Genomic DNA, 15,825 nt, shown 5'->3' on the forward strand with positions numbered 1-15,825 from the left:
TGCGCGGACCACATCAGCCGGCCCGGCCCGTCCGGCACCTGAGGGCACCGCCGCGAAGCGGTGGCGGAGGAAGCGTGCGGCCCGCGGAGAACCGCTACTTCCGGTCGGAGTCCGGCTTACGCCGCCCCGGCCAGGGGAACGACCCTGAGGAATTCACGGCGTTGACGCCCACGATGCCCGCCCAGCACACCACCAGGCCCGCCAGATGCGTGTTCGCCACGGCGATGGCCGTGAGCGGGATCGCCAGCACCAGGGAGATCGCGGCGAAGCCGAAGCGCTCGCCGAACCTGCCGTCGCCCGGGCCGGCCGCGCCGGGGCGGGCCCCGCGGGCGACGCTCATCTGCGCCTCGGCGAGGTGCCTGCGCACCCGCCGGTCGATCGCCTCGTCGAGCTTGTGGTCGACCTTCTCCAGGAAGCCGTCGATCAGCTCCGGCTCGTAGTCCGGACCCAGTTCCCTGCGGGTCTGGAGCGTCGCTTCGAGCTCCTTGCGCAGCTCGGGCTTGAAGTCGGGGTCATGGGCCGTCATGCCTGTGACGATACGGTCGGAGCCGCCCCACCGTCGCTGGGGCTAGCACCCGTATCCGCAGTGGGGGATGTCCCCGGCCCCCGGGCCGCCGCCCCCGTGGAAGGAGCAGTACGTGCACGGACCGACCGTACCCCTGCTTGCGTCCCTCACCGCCGGGACCGATTCCGCCGATGCCCTCACCGTCGCCGGCCGCCCCTGCTCGCGGGAGGAACTGCTGGGCGCCGCCCGGGCGGTGGCCGCCCGCGTCGCCGGCGCGCCCTGCGTGGCCGTGCGGGCGGAGGCCACGCTGGAGACCGTGGCGGCCGTCGTGGGCGGGCTGCTCGCCGGGGTGCCCGTGGTGCCGCTGCCCCCGGACGCGGGGCCCGCCGAACGCGACCACATCCTGCGGGACTCCGGTGCCGCGCTGGTCCTGGGCACCGGCGCGGACGTCCCGGTCGGCATACGGGACCGGGCCGACTGGACCGGCCCCGAGGCGGACCCCGCCGCCACCGCCCTGATCCTCTACACCTCCGGCACCACGGGCTCGCCCAAGGGCGTCGAGATCCCGCGCAGCGCCGTCGCCGCGGGCCTGGACGGGCTGGCCGACGCCTGGCAGTGGACCGCCGAGGACACCCTCGTGCACGGCCTGCCGCTGTTCCACGTGCACGGGCTCGTTCTCGGCGTGCTGGGCGCGCTGCGCACCGGCAGCCGCCTGGTGCACACCGGCCGCCCCACTCCGGAGGCGTACGCGGCGGCGGGCGGCAGTCTCTACTTCGGCGTGCCGACCGTGTGGTCCCGCGTCGTACGCGACCCGGCCGCCGCCCGGGCGCTGGGCAAGGCGCGGCTGCTGGTCTCGGGCAGCGCCGCGCTGCCCGCGCCCGTCTTCCGCGACCTGGAACAGCTCACCGGGCAGCGGCCCGTCGAGCGCTACGGCATGACGGAGACCCTGATCACCCTCTCCACCCGCGCCGACGGCGAGCGCCGCCCCGGCTCGGTGGGCCTGCCGCTGCCGGGCGTGCGGACGCGCCTCGCGCGGACCGAGAACGGCATCGGCGAGCTGGAGCTGTGCGGGCCGACCCTCTTCGCCGGCTACCTCGGCCGCCCGGAGGCGACCGCGGCGGCGCACACGGAGGACGGCTGGTTCCGTACGGGTGACATCGCCACCGTCGAGCCCGACGGCATGCACCGCATCGTGGGCCGCGCCTCCACCGACCTCATCAAGTCCGGTGGCTACCGCATCGGCGCGGGCGAGGTCGAGAACGCGCTGCTCGACCACCCGGCCGTGAGCGAGGCCGCTGTCGTGGGCGTCCCCCACGAGGACCTCGGCCAGGAGATCGTCGCGTATGTCGTGGCCGACGGTGTGAGCGAGCAGGCGCTGATCGACTTCGTGGCCGGACACCTGTCCGGCCACAAGCGGCCGCGCCGCGTCCGCTTCCTGGAAGCGCTGCCGCGCAACGCGATGGGCAAGCCGCAGAAGAAGCTGCTTCCGCCCGTGTGAGCCACGCGCCCGCCCCGGGCCCTGCATAATTCCATGCAGAGCCCGGGATCGGTGAATGGCCGAGGTGGTCCGGGACCGCGCACCGCCGACGACCGATGGAGGGCCCGATGAGCGACAACGGAGGCGAACCCGAAGCCACCGCCCGGCTGCAGAAGCTCTTCGAGGGCCACCGGCTGACCCCCACCCAGCGGCGCATCGCCCACTGCATGGTGCGGCGCTCCGCCGACGCGCCCTTCCTCTCCAGCGTCGAGCTCGCCGAGCTCGCCGGGGTCAGCCAGCCCTCCGTGACCCGCTTCGCGGTCGCCCTCGGCTTCGACGGCTACCCCGCGCTCCGGCGGCACCTGCGCGACGTCGTCCCCGCCGCCGCGACGGACGGCGACAGCTCGTACAACGAATACCAGCAGGCCGTCCAGGCGGAGATCGACAACCTCCGCCACCTCTCCTCGCTGCTCGCCGACCCCGGACCCGTCACCCGCGCCGGGCGGCTGCTCGCCCGCTCCCGGCCGCTGCCCGTGCTCGGGCTGCGCGCCGCCACCGCGCAGGCCGCCGGGTTCGCCTACTTCGCGCGCAAGGTCCACCCCGACGTGCGGCTCCTGGACGAGGGCGGCACGCTGCTCGCCGACCGCATCGACGCGGCCGTACGCGCCGGGGCGAGCACCCTGCTGTGCTTCGCGCTGCCCCGGCACCCGCGCGAGGTCGTCGAGGCGCTGGAGTACGCGCGTGGCGAGGGGCTGACGGTCGTCACCGTCGCGGACTCCACCTTCGCCCCCGTCGCCCGCCACAGCGACCTCCTCCTGCCCGCCGCCGTCGGCACCGGCCTCGCCTTCGACACCGCCTGCGCGCCGATGCTCCTGGGGCGGGTGCTCCTGGAGTCCATGTGCGACGCGCTGCCGGACGCGCAGGCGCGGCTGGAGGAGTTCGACGCGAAGGCGGCGGCGCGGGGGCTGTTCGTGGAGTAGGTCAGTGCTCGCGGACCATCTCCGGGAAGCGGGCCGACGGGCCGTCCAGGAGATGGTCGTCGTGGCCCTTGAGGAAGCGGTCGAAGAACGACACCACGTACGCGCGCTCCGCAGCCACCGCCCGCTCCGGCCGCACGGACCCGATGTCCTTCCCCAGCTGCTCCGCCGTCAGCGCGCCCCGCCCGGCCAGCGCGGGCAGCAGGGAAGGCGCGTCGGTGTACGAGCCGTGCTCCGCTCCCGCCATCTTCCACTCCGCCCGCCAGCCGCGCGCGTGCTGCCGGAACGACGTCCACGACGCCCGGTTGTCGGCCGCCCCCGCGCCGTCCGAGCCCAGCAGGAGGAACGGCCGGCCGACGCCCTCGCGCGCGACGCTGCTCAGGGTCCGGCCGGAGGCGTCCGGCAGCGGGAAGTCCATCTGCCCGTCCATGTTGACGCCCGCCTTCACCCGGCGGTCGTCGTGCGTCGTCTGGGCCGCGGTGAACCCGCCCGCGGACTGCCCGGCCATCCCCACGCGCCCCATGTCCATCGAGCGCCCCAGACCGCGCGGCAGGCCCGCCCGCCACTTCGCGTCGTCCAGCGTGTCCAGGACGAACCGGGCGTCGCCCACCCGGGCCCCCATCGCCGTCCGCAGTGTCTCGTCGACCTTCTCCACCGGCGCGCCGGCGAGGGCGGGCAGCACGGACTCGGCCAGCCGGCCGCCGGGCAGGCGCACTTCGGACGCGTCGTAGGTGTGGTCGACGGTGACGACCACATAGCCGCGCGAGGCCAGCTCCTCCACGAGCCCGGTGTTCCAGGTGCGGGGGTCGCCCAGGCCGGACGAGTACAGCACCACCGGCAGCCCCCGGCTCCCGCGCGCCACGGGCGCGTCCACGCGCGCGTGCGTACGCGTGGCGGCCCAGTCGGCGGCGCCCGCTTTGACTCCGTAGTTGAAGACGGCGGCGCCGCGGGCGGAGCCGAAGTGTGCGGCGGAGAGGCTGTCCATCTGCGGGGCGTCACCGCTTTCATCCGCCGGATAGAACAGACTGACCATCACCTCCCGGTCGCCCCGCTTCCACGGGTCCTCGCGGCCGGTGTCCACGAGATGCCGGGTGGTCGTGCCGACGGCGTACGGGCCGGTGGGGGCGGGCAGTGCTTGCGCTTGCGCGTGCGCTCGGGGGGCGGGGGCGAGGGCGCTCAGGAGTGCCGTCAGCGTGAGCGCTCCCGCGGCGAGGAGGGCTCGCCGCTTCAGTCCTTGCTCCTGCACGGGCTCTTGCGCGGGATCTTGTACGGGGTCTTGTACGGCCATGGTTTTCGGCCCCCTTCTGCGGTGCTCGCCGGTGCGGCGAATCTAGGGGGTGGGCGGGGGTGGAGTCGTCATACGGCGGGGCCAAGGGGTGGGTGATACCTGGGTACGACTTTCTTGTGGGGGCGGGTTGTGTGTGGTTGGGGTTCGGGTGGCCTTGTCCTGTGACGGTGAAGACTGCGGATTGAAGCTTCACTTTGCGGGGGATCTTGCGGGTTGAAGAGTTACCTTGCGGCGATGGGTGGGGTTAGCTGGTCGTGGTCCGTGCGTTAGAGGTTCTGCCCGGCGGTTCGGCCGGGCCACCGGCGACCGGGTTCGAGGTCGCGTACGTCGCCCCGGACGGCTCGGAGTTGCGGCGGCCGTTGGCGGATGCGTGGGCGGTGCCGTTCGAGCACGCCCTCCCCGTACGCGTCTTCGCGTCGTACCGCCGGCAGCGGAACCTGCCGGGTCTGTGGTGGTCGGCGACGACGGGCGGGCACGTCGGGTACGAGTCCTGGCTGGAGCGGGACCAGGTGATGCTGCTGGACTTCGATCCGGCGGTGGTGGGGATCTCCTCGCAGCCGTTCTGGCTGTTCTGGTCGGCGGCGAACGGCCGGCCGGTCTCGCACGCGCCGGACTACTTCGCCCGCCGGGACGACGGGACGGCCGTGGTCATCGACTGCCGTCCGGCCGACCGCCGCGGCCCCCGGGACCGTGCGAAGTTCGAGGCGACGGAGACGGCCTGCGCCGAGGTGGGGTGGGAGTTCCGGCTGCTGGGCGCCCCGGACCCGGTGGTGGTCCGCAACGTCAGGTGGCTGGCGGGCTACCGGCACCCCCGGCACCGGGTGGAGCCGGTAGCCGCGCGGCTGCTGGAGGTGTTCGCCGAGCCGCTGCCGCTGATGGACGGGGCCGCGGCGGCGGGTGAGCCGCTGGCGGTGCTGCCGGTGCTGTTCCATCTGCTGTGGTCGCATGAACTGGTGGTGGACATCTCGGTGCCGCTGCACAGCGCCTCGCTGGTGTCGCCGGGGGTGGGCTGGTGACCGCGGGCGGGGGCTCGGTGCTGCGGCCGGGCGACTGGATCACCTTCGACGGCGGCGAGCACCAGGTGGTGGCGCTGGCCGGGACGGCGGTGCGGCTGCGGTCGGCCGACGGGGCGGAATCGGTGGTGCTGGCTTCCTACTTGATGGCGGCGCCGGACTTCGCTGTTACCGGGGCCGAGCCGCTGCCGCAGGTGGAGCCGTTCGGGCTGCTGGAGACGCTGCCGGAGCCGGTCCGGGCGGCGGCGGTGGAGTGGGAACGGCACGTGGCGGAGGTGGAGACCGGGCTGCCGCCCGGCGCCGAGCCGGGCACACCTGCGCGGGACGAGTACGACCCGGCGACGCGGTCGCTGACCGAGCGGATGAAGGCGAAGGCGGCCGAGCTGGGGGTGAGCCTGCGCACGGTGGAGGGCAAGCGGTCGCGCTACCTGAAGCAGGGGGTCTGGGGGCTGGTCGATCAGCGCACGACCCGGCAGTGGGAGGCCACGGGACGGGCGGACGCCCGGCTGGTGGCCGCGATCCGCGAGGTGCTCGACGGCGAGACGCACGTGTCGACCGGGACGCGGTCGCGGCTGATCCGCCGCGTGATCAAAACCGTGGAGGCCACGCACGGCCAGGGGGTGGTTCCGCTGCCGAGTACGCGGACGCTCTACAAGCTGATCGATGCGCTCTCCACGGGGCGGCACACCTTCGGGTCGGCGGTCACGCGGCGGCAGACGGCGAACCGGCCGACGGGACCGTTCACCCCGACGTTCGCCGACCGCCCGGGCGAGCAGGTGCAGATCGACTCCACCCCGCTGGACGTGATGGTGGTCCTGGACTCGGGGGTGACCGCTCGCGCGGATCTGACGATCGCGGTCGATGTCGCCTCCCGCACGATCTGCGCGGCGGTGCTGCGGCCGATGGGCACCAAGGCGGTGGACGCCGCGCTGCTGCTGGCGCGCATGCTCGTCCCGGAGCCGATGCGGCCGGGCTGGTCCGCGTCACTGCGGATGGCGGCGTCACGGATGCCGCATGGGCAGTTGCTCGACATCGACGCGCGGATGGAGCAGGCCGCCGCGAAGCCGGTGATCGTTCCGGACACCGTGGTCATCGACGGCGGGAAGGTGTTCATCTCCGACACCTTCCTGCGGGCCTGCGAACGGCTGGGCATCTCCGTCCAGCGGGCGCGTCCGCGCACGCCTACGGACAAGGCGATCGTGGAGGCCACGTTCTCCGCGATCAACACGCTGTTCTGCCAGCACCTGGCCGGCTACACCGGCCGGGACGTCACCCGCCGCGGCGAGCGTGTCGAACAGGCCGCGGTCTGGACGATCCCCGAACTCCAGGAACTGCTGGACGAATGGCTTCTGGCCGGGTGGCAGACCAGGCCCCATGACGCTCTTCGCGACCCGTTCAGGCCGGGGAAGGCGATGTCGCCGAACGACAAGTACGCCTCCCTGGTCGCGGCGGCCGGCTACCTGCCGCTGGTGCTGCGCGGGGAGGACTACCTGGAGCTGCTGCCGGTGGCCTGGCGGGCCATCAACGACTACGGCATCCGCATCGGCCACCGCACCTACGACGCGGCCGAGCTGGGGCCGTGGCGGCGGCAGCACTCCGGGCATGCGGCCAAGAGGGGCCTGTGGGAGGTGCACTACGACCCCTACGATCTCTCCCGCGTCTTCGTCCGCACTCCGGGCGGCTGGATCACCGCCCCGTGGGTGCACCTGCCCCTGGTGAACGCGCCGTTCGCGGACTTCACCTGGGACCACGCCCGGCGCCTGGCCGCCGCTGCCGGTCTGGACGACGCCAACGAGGCAGCGGTCGCCCGCGTCCTGGACGCGCTGCTGACAAGGGCGGAGCACGGACCGGATGTCCGCTCCGCCCGCGTGATCGGCCGCACCCGGGCCGCCGCCGCGCTCCCGGCACCCGCCGCGCCGCCCGAGACCGAGAACCGACCCGACCCCGAGCCGGACTCCGCGGCGGCGTCACCGTCTGCGGAGGTGGTGCCCTTCGGGGTCTTCGACGCCCACGCCGAAGCTGAAAGGTGGCTATGAGCACGACCTCCCTGTCCGGGACGCACACGGACACGGACGAGCAGGCCCCGCCCGATTCCCCGCTGACCACAAAGGAGGGCTGGCGCGGTTACGTCGAGCACGAGAGCATCCCGCCCCGGCTGCTGACCGCCGCCGAGCGGGCCGCCCTGACGGGTCGGGAACGGGCGAGGGAAGACGAGCGGCGGCGGGAGTATCACGCGGACCTGCCGCTGGTGAACACCCCGACGATCCGGAAGGTGATCTCCACCGCCCGGCTGCTGATCCAGCTCAACCGCCACCAGGTCTCCGCCCGCCGCGGCGTGATCCTCTCCGGCGCCTCCGGCACCGGCAAGACCACCGCGCTCACGCAGCTGGGCCGCGCGCACGAGCTGGCCATGCGCAAGCGCCACCCGCGCGACCGCACACGGCTGCCGGTCGTCTATGTCACCGTCCCGCCGGCCGCCACGCCGAAGATGCTCGCGATGGAGTTCGCCCGCTTCTTCGGGCTGGCCTTCCAGACCCGGGCCACCCTCACCGACATCGTGGACGCCGTCTGCGCCACCGCCGCCCACGTCCACGTGGACCTGGTGCTGGTCGATGAGCTGCACAACCTCAACCTCGGTTCCCGGGCCGGGGCGGAAGCCTCCGACCAGCTGAAATACTTCGCCGAGCGCCTGCCCGCGACGTTCGCCTACGCGGGCATCGACATCGAGAGCCAGGGCCTGTTCGCCGGCACCCGCGGCCGGCAGATCGCCGGGCGGTTCGTCGTCATCCCCGCCGCCCCGTTCTCCTACGCCACCACCACCGACAAGGACGCGTGGCGGGGCCTGGTCGGCACGCTGGAGTCCATGCTCCGCCTCCACGAGCACGCGCCCGGCACGCTCACCGCGATGAGCGACTACCTCTTCCACCGCACCGGCGGCATGATCGGCAGCCTGTCCCAGCTCCTGCGCGGGGCCGCCGTGCTGGCCATCGAGGACGGCAGCGAGGCCATCACCGAAGAACTGCTGGAGCTCGTCCCGATCGACTTCGCGGCCGAGCAGTCGCAGCAGCTCACCGCTCCGGCAAAGACGAACCGGCGGCGGAGGCGCGCGGCCTGATGCTCCCACGCACGCTGCCCGACCCCGTTCCGCCCGCCCGGCACGAGGTCCCCCCGTCCTACATCAGCCGCCTGGCCACCCTCCACGGCCTGGACAGCCACCACCTGTGGTGGCAGGTCACCCAACCCGCCTATCCCGGCGCCTCCCGCCGCGTCGTCGTCCCCGAACGGCTCGCCGCGCTGACCGGCCGCAGCGTCCACGCTCTGGCCGGGGCGATGCCGGAACTGCGCGACCCGCCGCCGAACTGGGAGATGTTCCGCCACCAGCCGCAGACCGGCTGCCACCTCTGCGACGCCCGCCACCCTGGCGGCAAGGTGGTCCGGCTCCTGCCCCACCACACCTACGTCTGCCTGCGGCACGGCACCTGGATCGGCCCGCCCGACGTCGACCATCCCGCCGTCGATCTCACCCGGTTCCCGGAGATCATCGACGCCCAGCGGCGCCATCTGCTCCTTCTGCGGCGCTACGGCTGGGCCGCCACCTACGACGCGGTGCTGACCGCCCTGATGATCTGCGCGCACATTTGGTACGGCGAGGGACGCGGGCTCACCGACGTGCGCGGCGTCTGGAACACCTGGGACAGCCGCGTCCACCACCTCATCCCGTTCGACCGGAAGAAGCAGGACTACGTCGGCTACAGCACCTCCCGGCTGTTCGCCGTGGTCTATCCCGAAGCCGTCGCCCTGGCCCCACTGATCGCCTCGCCCTACTGGCGACGGCTAGCCGCCGGCACCGACGCCGAGCAAGCCCGGTTCCTCGCCGAGGCCGCCCGGCGCGTCACCTACCCCTACAACGAACCCGACCGCGGCGGCGACGCCGTCGCCCACTGGGCCCTCGCCGACTCCTGGCGACCGCCCAGCCGGCCCCTGACGACCTACACCCCCGGCAGGACCCGCGGCACGCTTCCCGTCATCTCCGCGAACCGGCTCGCCCGACACGAGAAAAGCGCGATGTGGTTCAGCCGAAGCCGCCGGAACCAAGGCCGCACGCTCCTCTTCCACGGCCACCTCAAGCCCGTCCTCCTGCGCGACCGCGAACCCCAGTACGTGAAGTGGGAGGGGACGATCTGGCACAGCACGCGCACCGACGACCAGATGAAGGAACAAGCCGAGAGGGACCGCCGGAAACTCGAAGGCGCAGCCCCTCGCCTGCCGTCTCAGCGGCAGCAATCCGCAAGATCAAAAATCAAACACCGCCCCGACTGCCCGCTGGCGAATCGTTCGGCATCCAGGTAGTCACCGGGGACGTCCGCAAGGCCGAACTGCAACGGACACCGATGGCTCTGTTTCTCCTGGGGATTGAGCTTGGGGGCGGTGTCGGACGACGTCAGAGCGTCGGTGGCTGACGACACGAGATGTCGGTGGTCAGCGACACGAGGTGTGTCAGCGCGCGTCGCCTAAACGGCGGCCGCCGAGCGTGCTCGGCGTCACGGCGATCTGGTCTCCCCAGCGGGTGGGGTGCGGGGGACAGTTGCGTCATGAGTGACGGGATGACAGGGGCGCTCCGGCCGCCGAGGACGACATGGGAGTACGCCGTCAGCGCGGCCGACCGACTGCTGCTCTGGCACGCGGAGAACGGCCACCAGGACGCCGGCGAGGAGTCGCTGCGCTTGCAGACGGCGGTGGTGCTCGCCGCGGCGATCCACCGGTGGGCCAGCGACGCGCAGCAGGACGGCCCGGCGGTCGCTTCGGCGCCGCTGACCGTACTCGCCGAGCTGCTGCGCGAGCACGCTCTTCAGCTGCTGCAGGAGTGCCCGGCCCCGGCCGACTGCGGGGGCGAAGAACGCGCCCGGCTCCTGGACTCCGACGAGGCCTTCGAGCACGCACGGCGGACCGCCGTTGCCACCGTGCAGCACCACCTCGACGACGCCACGGGCATCATCACCATCGCCGACCGGCGACGGGTCTTCCACGCGGCAACCGTGCGTGCGGGCCTCGGTCTCCTCGCCGACGAGGCCGAGGACTACTGACTCCGCAAGGTCTGGCCAAGGGACCGCCCATGGATATCGCCACCCACCGTTGGGCCGCCGAGAGCCGCCGCAGCTGACCCACACCGACAAGGAGACCTTCATGCAACCGCCGATCGACATGTCCGATCCGCTCATCCGCACCGCGCTCCAGGCAGTCCGCCGCCACCTCGCCACCACCGAGGCCGCGCTCTCCGAGCCCGACCCCCGCCAGGCCGCGAGTGCGCTGTCCGCCTCCGCTCACGAGGCGCACGCCGCCCTCGCGGCCGCCGGCCTCGCCGACCTCCCTGACGGCACCCTGCTCGGTCTCATCGCCCGTCTCGACGCCCCCCAGCCGTAACGAGCGAAAGCCCCCGACAGCGGCCCGTCGGGGGCTTCAAGAGAGAGTCGCCGTCAGAGAGCGGCGATGATCAGGGCGGCGATCCCGAGCCACAGTACGTGCCAGACCTGGTCGATCTCGAAGGCGCCGGTGCCGGGTCCCGTGGCGGCTTCGGCGTCGCCGGGCTTGCGGACGACGGTGCAGTGGGTGACGTAGCTGCTCTTGCCGATCGCCTCGATCAAGCGGAGGAGGGTGAACCTTCTGTCCGCCCAGTAGTGCGAGAGCAGGTCCAGGGTGCCGCCGACGACGAGGCCGAGGGCTGTGACCGGAAGGTGAAGCACCACGACGACTGGGGCGAGGACGAGGGCCTTGGTGAGGGTGAGGGTGGTGACGTGGCGGGCGCAGGCGAGCCGTGCCGGCCAGCCGGGGCCGCCCTTCGCTGCGGCTTGTGCGGATGTCTGGGCGACGTGGTCGCCGAGTAGGTGGCCTATGTAGAGGGCGATAAAGACGGCGGCGAAGACGGCCGCGGTGACGGCGGTCTCGGTGTCGTGCATGCTGGGGTCCTCCCGGACTGCGTGATGGTGGTTCAGGGAACCTGGGGCGGCCGGTGGCTCTGGCTGGGCGCCGGCCGCCCCGTCGTGCACTCGTCTCGATCCTGGCGCTGATGCGCGAAGCGTTGTGTTCCGGAGGACCGTTACGAGTGTGGCGGTCGCCACTCGATGCCGCTGTCCTGGCCGGAGGGCCGGGGGACGACCGAGAGCCGGATGGTGCCGCCGTCGTCGAGCCGCTGGAGTTCGATGGCGTGGAAGACGCCGTCGGAGGTGCCGGTCGCATCGGCGTCGATCGCGCTTGCGGGAAGAGTTATCGAGCCGCCGTGGTGCATGAGCACCGCGATGAGCATGGCGTGGGACATTTCCTCAGGGGTGCGGTTCGTCAACGAGGTCTTCTCCTCATCTGAGTGATGCGTCGGACCGGCGGGGGCCATTTCACGGTTAGGCGTGGTGTCTCAGGAGGTTGATCCCACGGTCTTGCTGAGGATGTCGGCGTGGTCGAACGCGAGCGGCGGCAGGTCGCTCAGGGGCCACCACTGGGCGTTGGTCGCATCGTCGCCGGCCTCGACGATCGTTCCGGGGATGACGGTCAGGTGGTAGGCGACGGTGACGTACCTGCCGCGCGGGTCGCGGTCGGGCTGGTCGAACGTGCCGATCTGGTCCAGCTCTTCCGGTGCTGCGTGGATACCGGCCTCTTCGGCGAGTTCACGGGCAGCGGCGGCGCGGCTCGTCTCGCCTGGGTCGACGTGACCGCCGGGCAGTGCCCACTGGCCCTTGAACGGATCCCAGCCGCGTTCGATAAGCAAGACGTATCCGTCGGTCGTGGTGACGACGACGTCGGCGGTGTAGCGGATGGTCTCGAAGATCTCGGTCTCGGTCATGGCACCTCTTTGGTTTGGTCAGTCGGGTTGGTTTGAGCGAGTTTCGGTACGCGCCTCACGAGGGCTGGTACCGGCCGTCAGTGATCGCGGCCGTGGCACCAACCTCCTGCGACAGCACAGTTAGGCGACGGGGCTTTGCCCGTCGCGGTGGGCGTATTCCTGCCGGACGTAGGGGCGGGCGCTCGGGTCCCATTCGATGGAGCCCGGGCCGATCGGACCGCGTACGTACTGGGGGTGGAGCCGGTCGTAGCGCATGAGTTCCTGCGAGGCGCGCACCGCGTCGGAATGTGCGTCGTCGCTGTGCAGCTCGTCGAGATGAATCCGGTCGGCAAGTGCAGCCCGGCGCAGCAGAAAGTCCCGGTAGGCGCCCGCGTCGCCCTGGTGCCGCGTTCCGTCCGAGATGAGTCCCATAAGGGCTGCGGCTTCGTCGGTGATGGCGGGGGCGTCTTTGTAGGCGTCTTCCGGCGGTGGGGCGTCGAATCCGGCGCCGGTGACCGGGTCAGGCATTGCCGTCTCCGTCGGTGAAGTAGAAGAGGCCCGCTTGCGCGCGGCCGAGGGCATTGTCGAGTTGCCGGGCGTGGTGAGCGGCGGCATAAAGCGCGTCGACGGTTTTGCGGACGTGGGTCTCGGTGTCGGTGTCCGAGCCGGTGTAGGGGCGGAGCCGGTTCTCGTGGTGCATGCGGGCGACGGCGGCCGCGGTCTCTTCGTAGGCGGCGGCCTGGTGCTGGGCGGCGCCCACCAGCTCGCCCAGCGCGGCGTACACGTCCTGGCTGTGGGCCGGGGGGTGGGTGCGGGTGTGGCGGAGGAGGTCCAGCACGGCGGTGCCCACCGCCTGGGCGAGGTCCGTGGTTGCGGCTGTGGCGGTCGGCTGGGTGATCACGGGGGTGGTCATGATCGCGTCTGTCTCCTGGTCGTGCGGGAGGGACCGGCCAGCGGTCTCCCGGTTGATCGCCATGGGGTGGGTGGAGGTGGTCATGAGGCGCCGATCCACAGCAGGGCGAGGGCGAGGACGGCGAGGCCGATGCGGCCCCACCACGGCAGCGGCGTCCACCACCACCAGGCGGCGGTGCCGGCGCCCGCGCCGAGGGCGAGGAGGACCAGGCGCTGGAGGCAGTCGCCGCCGGCGGCCATGTCGGCCCGGATCTCCTGGATCTGGTGGGTGCGAGCGTTCATCTCCTGCTGGAGCTGCGCCCGGGTGATGGCGTCGTCGGCGGCGGTGTTCTTGAACGTCTCGCTGTACATGTGGCGTTCCGCTTCGAGGCGTTGGATGGCCTCGTCGGGGGTCTCGCTCGGCATGTGTTCCCCTCCCTGGGTGTTGACGGTGTGTAGCGGCGGGGCGGGGCGGCCCCGCCCCGCCGCTGAGAAACCCCCCGGTCGCGCCCCCACGGGTGGAGGGGCGGCGGGGGGATGGCGAGGGGCGGGGCCGCCTCGCCCCGCCCCGCCGCTACAGCAGGTGACTTACGGCTTCGGCTCGACCGGCACGCGGTACTTGGTGTACTGGCCGGAGCCGTCGCGTTCCGCTTCGCCCCTGTCGGCCCAGCTCTTGCACCAGTCCCGCACGGTGCGGACGGCCACCTCGTACCCCTCTCCGCTCAGGCGCTCGTGGAGCTTCTTCGGCTCCAGCCCTGCCCGCCCGGCGTCCCGCAGCAACTCCAGCGCGCGGTCTTTCGGGGCCCGGGGCAGGGGGGCCGGCGCCTGCGGGGTGCCGGGCACGATGGGTGCCTTGAGGGGCTCGCCGGTCTGCCGGATCACCGTCTCGAACCCGTCCTCGTCCCCGGCCGTGGCGGCGGGGGCGGGGGGCTGGAGGACGTAGTCGCCGCCGTTGTCCGCGTCGGCCGGCGGGCGGGTGGCGCCGCCGTCGATGACGTACAGCCGCGGACGGCCCGGCTCGACGGCCGTCACCGGCACCGGGGTCGCGGCCGCCGGAGTGGCCACGGCGGGTGCCGGGGCGGGGGTGGGCTTGGCTGCGGCCAGGGCGGCGTCGGCGGCGGCGAACGCGTCGGCCGCCGAGCCTCCCGCCGAGGCGATGGTCTTGGTGGTGGTGATGGTGGCGGAGGTGTCGGAGTCGTCCATGTCGGCCCACGCGTCGGACTCCACGATCGCGGTGGCCGACATGGTGCCCGGCTGCAGCAGGGCGGCGGCGTCCTCGGTGAGAAGGCCTTCCTGGAGTTCCTCGGGGTAAAGGCCGGGCAGGGTGCGCGCCCACCGTGCTCCGTAATAGGCGCCGGCCGGGACGGAGGCGGAAATCTTGTCGAGGACGGGGCGCCGGTCGGCGACCGCGTTGCAGATTTCCGCGATGCTGGCCGGGTCAAGGCGGAAACCCTTGAAGGGCCGGATGGGGTGTTTCTTGCCCCACATGTGGAATCCCGATCCCGGGTAGGGGGCGTCATTCGGGTCGAGCATCGCGAACCCGGGGAAGAGGTAGCTGAGTTCCTCGGGGTCGGTGACCGTCATACCGATGCGCAGCTTGGCCTGCTTCTTCATCGCGGCCGAGATGGTGTCCTGTGTGGCGCGCAGGCCGCAGATCAAAGCCCGTACGCGCACCGCGCGCCCGACATTGATGACGCCGTCCAGCAGATCCTTGATGTCCTGGGGAAGCTGGGCGGTTTCGTCGGTGACGATGACAATGGCCGGGACGTCCGCCGAAACCGGCAGTGTGTCCATGTTCTTCGAGCGCATGAGCCGCTGATACCGCGTTTTGCGGGAGGCGATGATCTGGTTGGCCATGCGCAGCATGATCCGGGCCTCATCCGCGGTATTCGCCGTCCAGTCCACGACCGAAGCCGCCGCAGTGCCCTCGGTCGCCCACGGGGTGATCCAGGGCAGGGAAATACCGGCGCCGGTGATGTCGACGTGCCAGATCAGCACGTCGGGCATCCGCGACAGCGAGGCGTTGACCCCGTGCAGCTGGTTGGTTTTCCCCGAGTCCGTCTCGCCGATGAGCACACCGCAGTCGCCCAGCAGCGAGGCGGGCACGTCGGTGCCGTCGGAGAACAGGCCGATCGGGAATTCCTCCGTGATCGTCAGTTCGCTGTAGTCGTCCGGGTAGGGGATGAGGTCGGCCATGATGTCGCGGGTCGTGACGCGGATGAGGGCCTGGCCCCGGTGCGCGCCCTGGATGACCTCGACGCCGCAGCCGGGCGGCAGCCGCAGGTCGCTGGCGAGGGCGTCCTTGTGCTGGGCGACATGCTGGACGATCGCGCCGCCGGGGAGCTCCACCGGCAGGGTGTATCCGGCGTCCCTGGGCCACTCCTCCAGGTCGGGGCAGTGCACGCCCTTGATGCCGGTGATGCGCTCGAGGCGCTCCTCCCATTCGAGGGTCTTCTCGTGGATGCGGCGCTGCATCAGCAGGTGGGCGCGTCGTTCCTTGCGGCCGCCCTCGGTGCGGGTCATCGCCCGGTTGACCAGGCCGAGGAACGCCGCGAGCGAGGCGCCGAAGGCGATGCTGCCGCCGGTGAGGGGGCCGACGAGGGCCCAGGAGCACCAGGTTCCGCCGGCCAGCCAGGAGGCGGCCCGGACGGCCAGGGCCGAGTTGGTCACGTTCTTGCGGACGTCGAGGATGCCGCCTCCGACGGCGGCGGCGAGCGCGAGCTCCAGCGGGCTGTTCGGCGGGAGCGCGGCGACGTCGGCGTCGACGCACAGGCCGGCGGCGGTGATGGCGCTCGCGACCAGCGTGGTCTCGCCCGGGCCCAGACGCGGGCCCCAGTCCCATGTAACAGACATGATCAGTTCC

The 15,825-nt window shown here is 72.2% G+C and carries 17 protein-coding genes; 8 read left to right on the forward strand and 9 right to left on the reverse strand.

Annotated features, from left to right (window positions below):
• Positions 1-94: 94 nt before the first annotated feature.
• A complete protein-coding gene (locus ACH427_RS16670) occupies positions 95-526 on the reverse strand; it encodes a hypothetical protein (protein WP_398870198.1) in 432 nt (143 codons plus the stop codon).
• Positions 527-638: 112 nt separating this feature from the next.
• Here ACH427_RS16670 and ACH427_RS16675 point away from each other — a divergent pair, with 112 nt between their 5' ends.
• Positions 639-2,003: an acyl-CoA synthetase gene (locus ACH427_RS16675; RefSeq protein ID WP_398870199.1), complete on the forward strand. Its 1,365-nt coding sequence runs from the start codon at positions 639-641 to the stop codon at positions 2,001-2,003.
• 107 nt (positions 2,004-2,110) lie between these two features.
• Entirely contained in the window at positions 2,111-2,962 is an 852-nt protein-coding gene (locus tag ACH427_RS16680) for a MurR/RpiR family transcriptional regulator (RefSeq protein WP_398870200.1), read from the forward strand.
• 1 nt (position 2,963) lies between these two features.
• Here ACH427_RS16680 and ACH427_RS16685 read toward each other — a convergent pair whose 3' ends face one another.
• Complete coding sequence (locus ACH427_RS16685; protein WP_398870201.1) at positions 2,964-4,247, reverse strand: alpha/beta hydrolase family protein; 1,284 nt, start codon at positions 4,245-4,247, stop codon at positions 2,964-2,966.
• A gap of 254 nt (positions 4,248-4,501) precedes the next feature.
• Between ACH427_RS16685 and ACH427_RS16690 the strand changes: the two genes are divergently transcribed.
• The 6 genes from ACH427_RS16690 to ACH427_RS16715 all read left to right on the forward strand — a co-directional run bounded on the left by ACH427_RS16690 (position 4,502) and on the right by ACH427_RS16715 (position 10,681).
• A complete protein-coding gene (locus ACH427_RS16690) occupies positions 4,502-5,263 on the forward strand; it encodes a TnsA-like heteromeric transposase endonuclease subunit (RefSeq protein WP_398870202.1) in 762 nt (253 codons plus the stop codon).
• Positions 5,260-7,296 carry a Mu transposase C-terminal domain-containing protein gene (locus ACH427_RS16695; RefSeq protein ID WP_398870203.1) on the forward strand — a complete coding sequence of 679 codons (2,037 nt, stop codon included), beginning with the start codon at positions 5,260-5,262 and terminating at the stop codon, positions 7,294-7,296. Before ACH427_RS16690 ends, ACH427_RS16695 begins: the two co-directional genes overlap by 4 nt.
• Entirely contained in the window at positions 7,293-8,375 is a 1,083-nt protein-coding gene (locus ACH427_RS16700; protein ID WP_398870204.1) for a TniB family NTP-binding protein, read from the forward strand. The genes ACH427_RS16695 and ACH427_RS16700 overlap by 4 nt, the downstream gene beginning before the upstream one ends.
• Entirely contained in the window at positions 8,375-9,610 is a 1,236-nt protein-coding gene (locus tag ACH427_RS16705; protein WP_398870205.1) for a hypothetical protein, read from the forward strand. Before ACH427_RS16700 ends, ACH427_RS16705 begins: the two co-directional genes overlap by 1 nt.
• A 242-nt stretch (positions 9,611-9,852) precedes the next feature.
• Positions 9,853-10,344, forward strand: a complete 492-nt coding sequence (locus ACH427_RS16710) for a hypothetical protein (RefSeq protein WP_398870206.1) — start codon at positions 9,853-9,855, stop codon at positions 10,342-10,344.
• Between the two features lie 100 nt (positions 10,345-10,444).
• Positions 10,445-10,681 carry a hypothetical protein gene (locus ACH427_RS16715; RefSeq protein WP_398870207.1) on the forward strand — a complete coding sequence of 79 codons (237 nt, stop codon included), beginning with the start codon at positions 10,445-10,447 and terminating at the stop codon, positions 10,679-10,681.
• A gap of 53 nt (positions 10,682-10,734) precedes the next feature.
• Here the strand turns inward: ACH427_RS16715 and ACH427_RS16720 are convergent, their stop codons facing one another.
• The 7 genes from ACH427_RS16720 to ACH427_RS16750 form a co-directional block, all read right to left on the reverse strand.
• Positions 10,735-11,214, reverse strand: a complete 480-nt coding sequence (locus tag ACH427_RS16720; RefSeq protein WP_398870208.1) for a DUF3307 domain-containing protein — start codon at positions 11,212-11,214, stop codon at positions 10,735-10,737.
• Between the two features lie 140 nt (positions 11,215-11,354).
• Complete coding sequence (locus ACH427_RS16725; RefSeq protein ID WP_398870209.1) at positions 11,355-11,597, reverse strand: pRL2-19; 243 nt, start codon at positions 11,595-11,597, stop codon at positions 11,355-11,357.
• 69 nt (positions 11,598-11,666) lie between these two features.
• Positions 11,667-12,092 carry an NUDIX domain-containing protein gene (locus ACH427_RS16730; protein ID WP_398870210.1) on the reverse strand — a complete coding sequence of 142 codons (426 nt, stop codon included), beginning with the start codon at positions 12,090-12,092 and terminating at the stop codon, positions 11,667-11,669.
• Between the two features lie 120 nt (positions 12,093-12,212).
• Entirely contained in the window at positions 12,213-12,599 is a 387-nt protein-coding gene (locus tag ACH427_RS16735; protein ID WP_398870211.1) for a hypothetical protein, read from the reverse strand.
• Positions 12,592-13,068: a hypothetical protein gene (locus ACH427_RS16740; RefSeq protein WP_398870212.1), complete on the reverse strand. Its 477-nt coding sequence runs from the start codon at positions 13,066-13,068 to the stop codon at positions 12,592-12,594. Before ACH427_RS16740 ends, ACH427_RS16735 begins: the two co-directional genes overlap by 8 nt.
• The gene (locus ACH427_RS16745) at positions 13,065-13,388 is read right to left on the reverse strand and encodes a hypothetical protein (RefSeq protein ID WP_398870213.1); all 324 of its coding nucleotides are present in this window, start codon (positions 13,386-13,388) and stop codon (positions 13,065-13,067) included. The genes ACH427_RS16740 and ACH427_RS16745 overlap by 4 nt, the downstream gene beginning before the upstream one ends.
• Positions 13,389-13,550: 162 nt before the next feature.
• Positions 13,551-15,815, reverse strand: coding sequence for a DNA translocase FtsK (locus ACH427_RS16750; protein WP_398870214.1), 2,265 nt, complete (start codon positions 15,813-15,815; stop codon positions 13,551-13,553).
• Positions 15,816-15,825 lie beyond the last annotated feature (10 nt).

Source organism: Streptomyces sp. NPDC020379 (assembly GCF_044387105.1).
GTDB lineage: Bacteria > Actinomycetota > Actinomycetes > Streptomycetales > Streptomycetaceae > Streptomyces.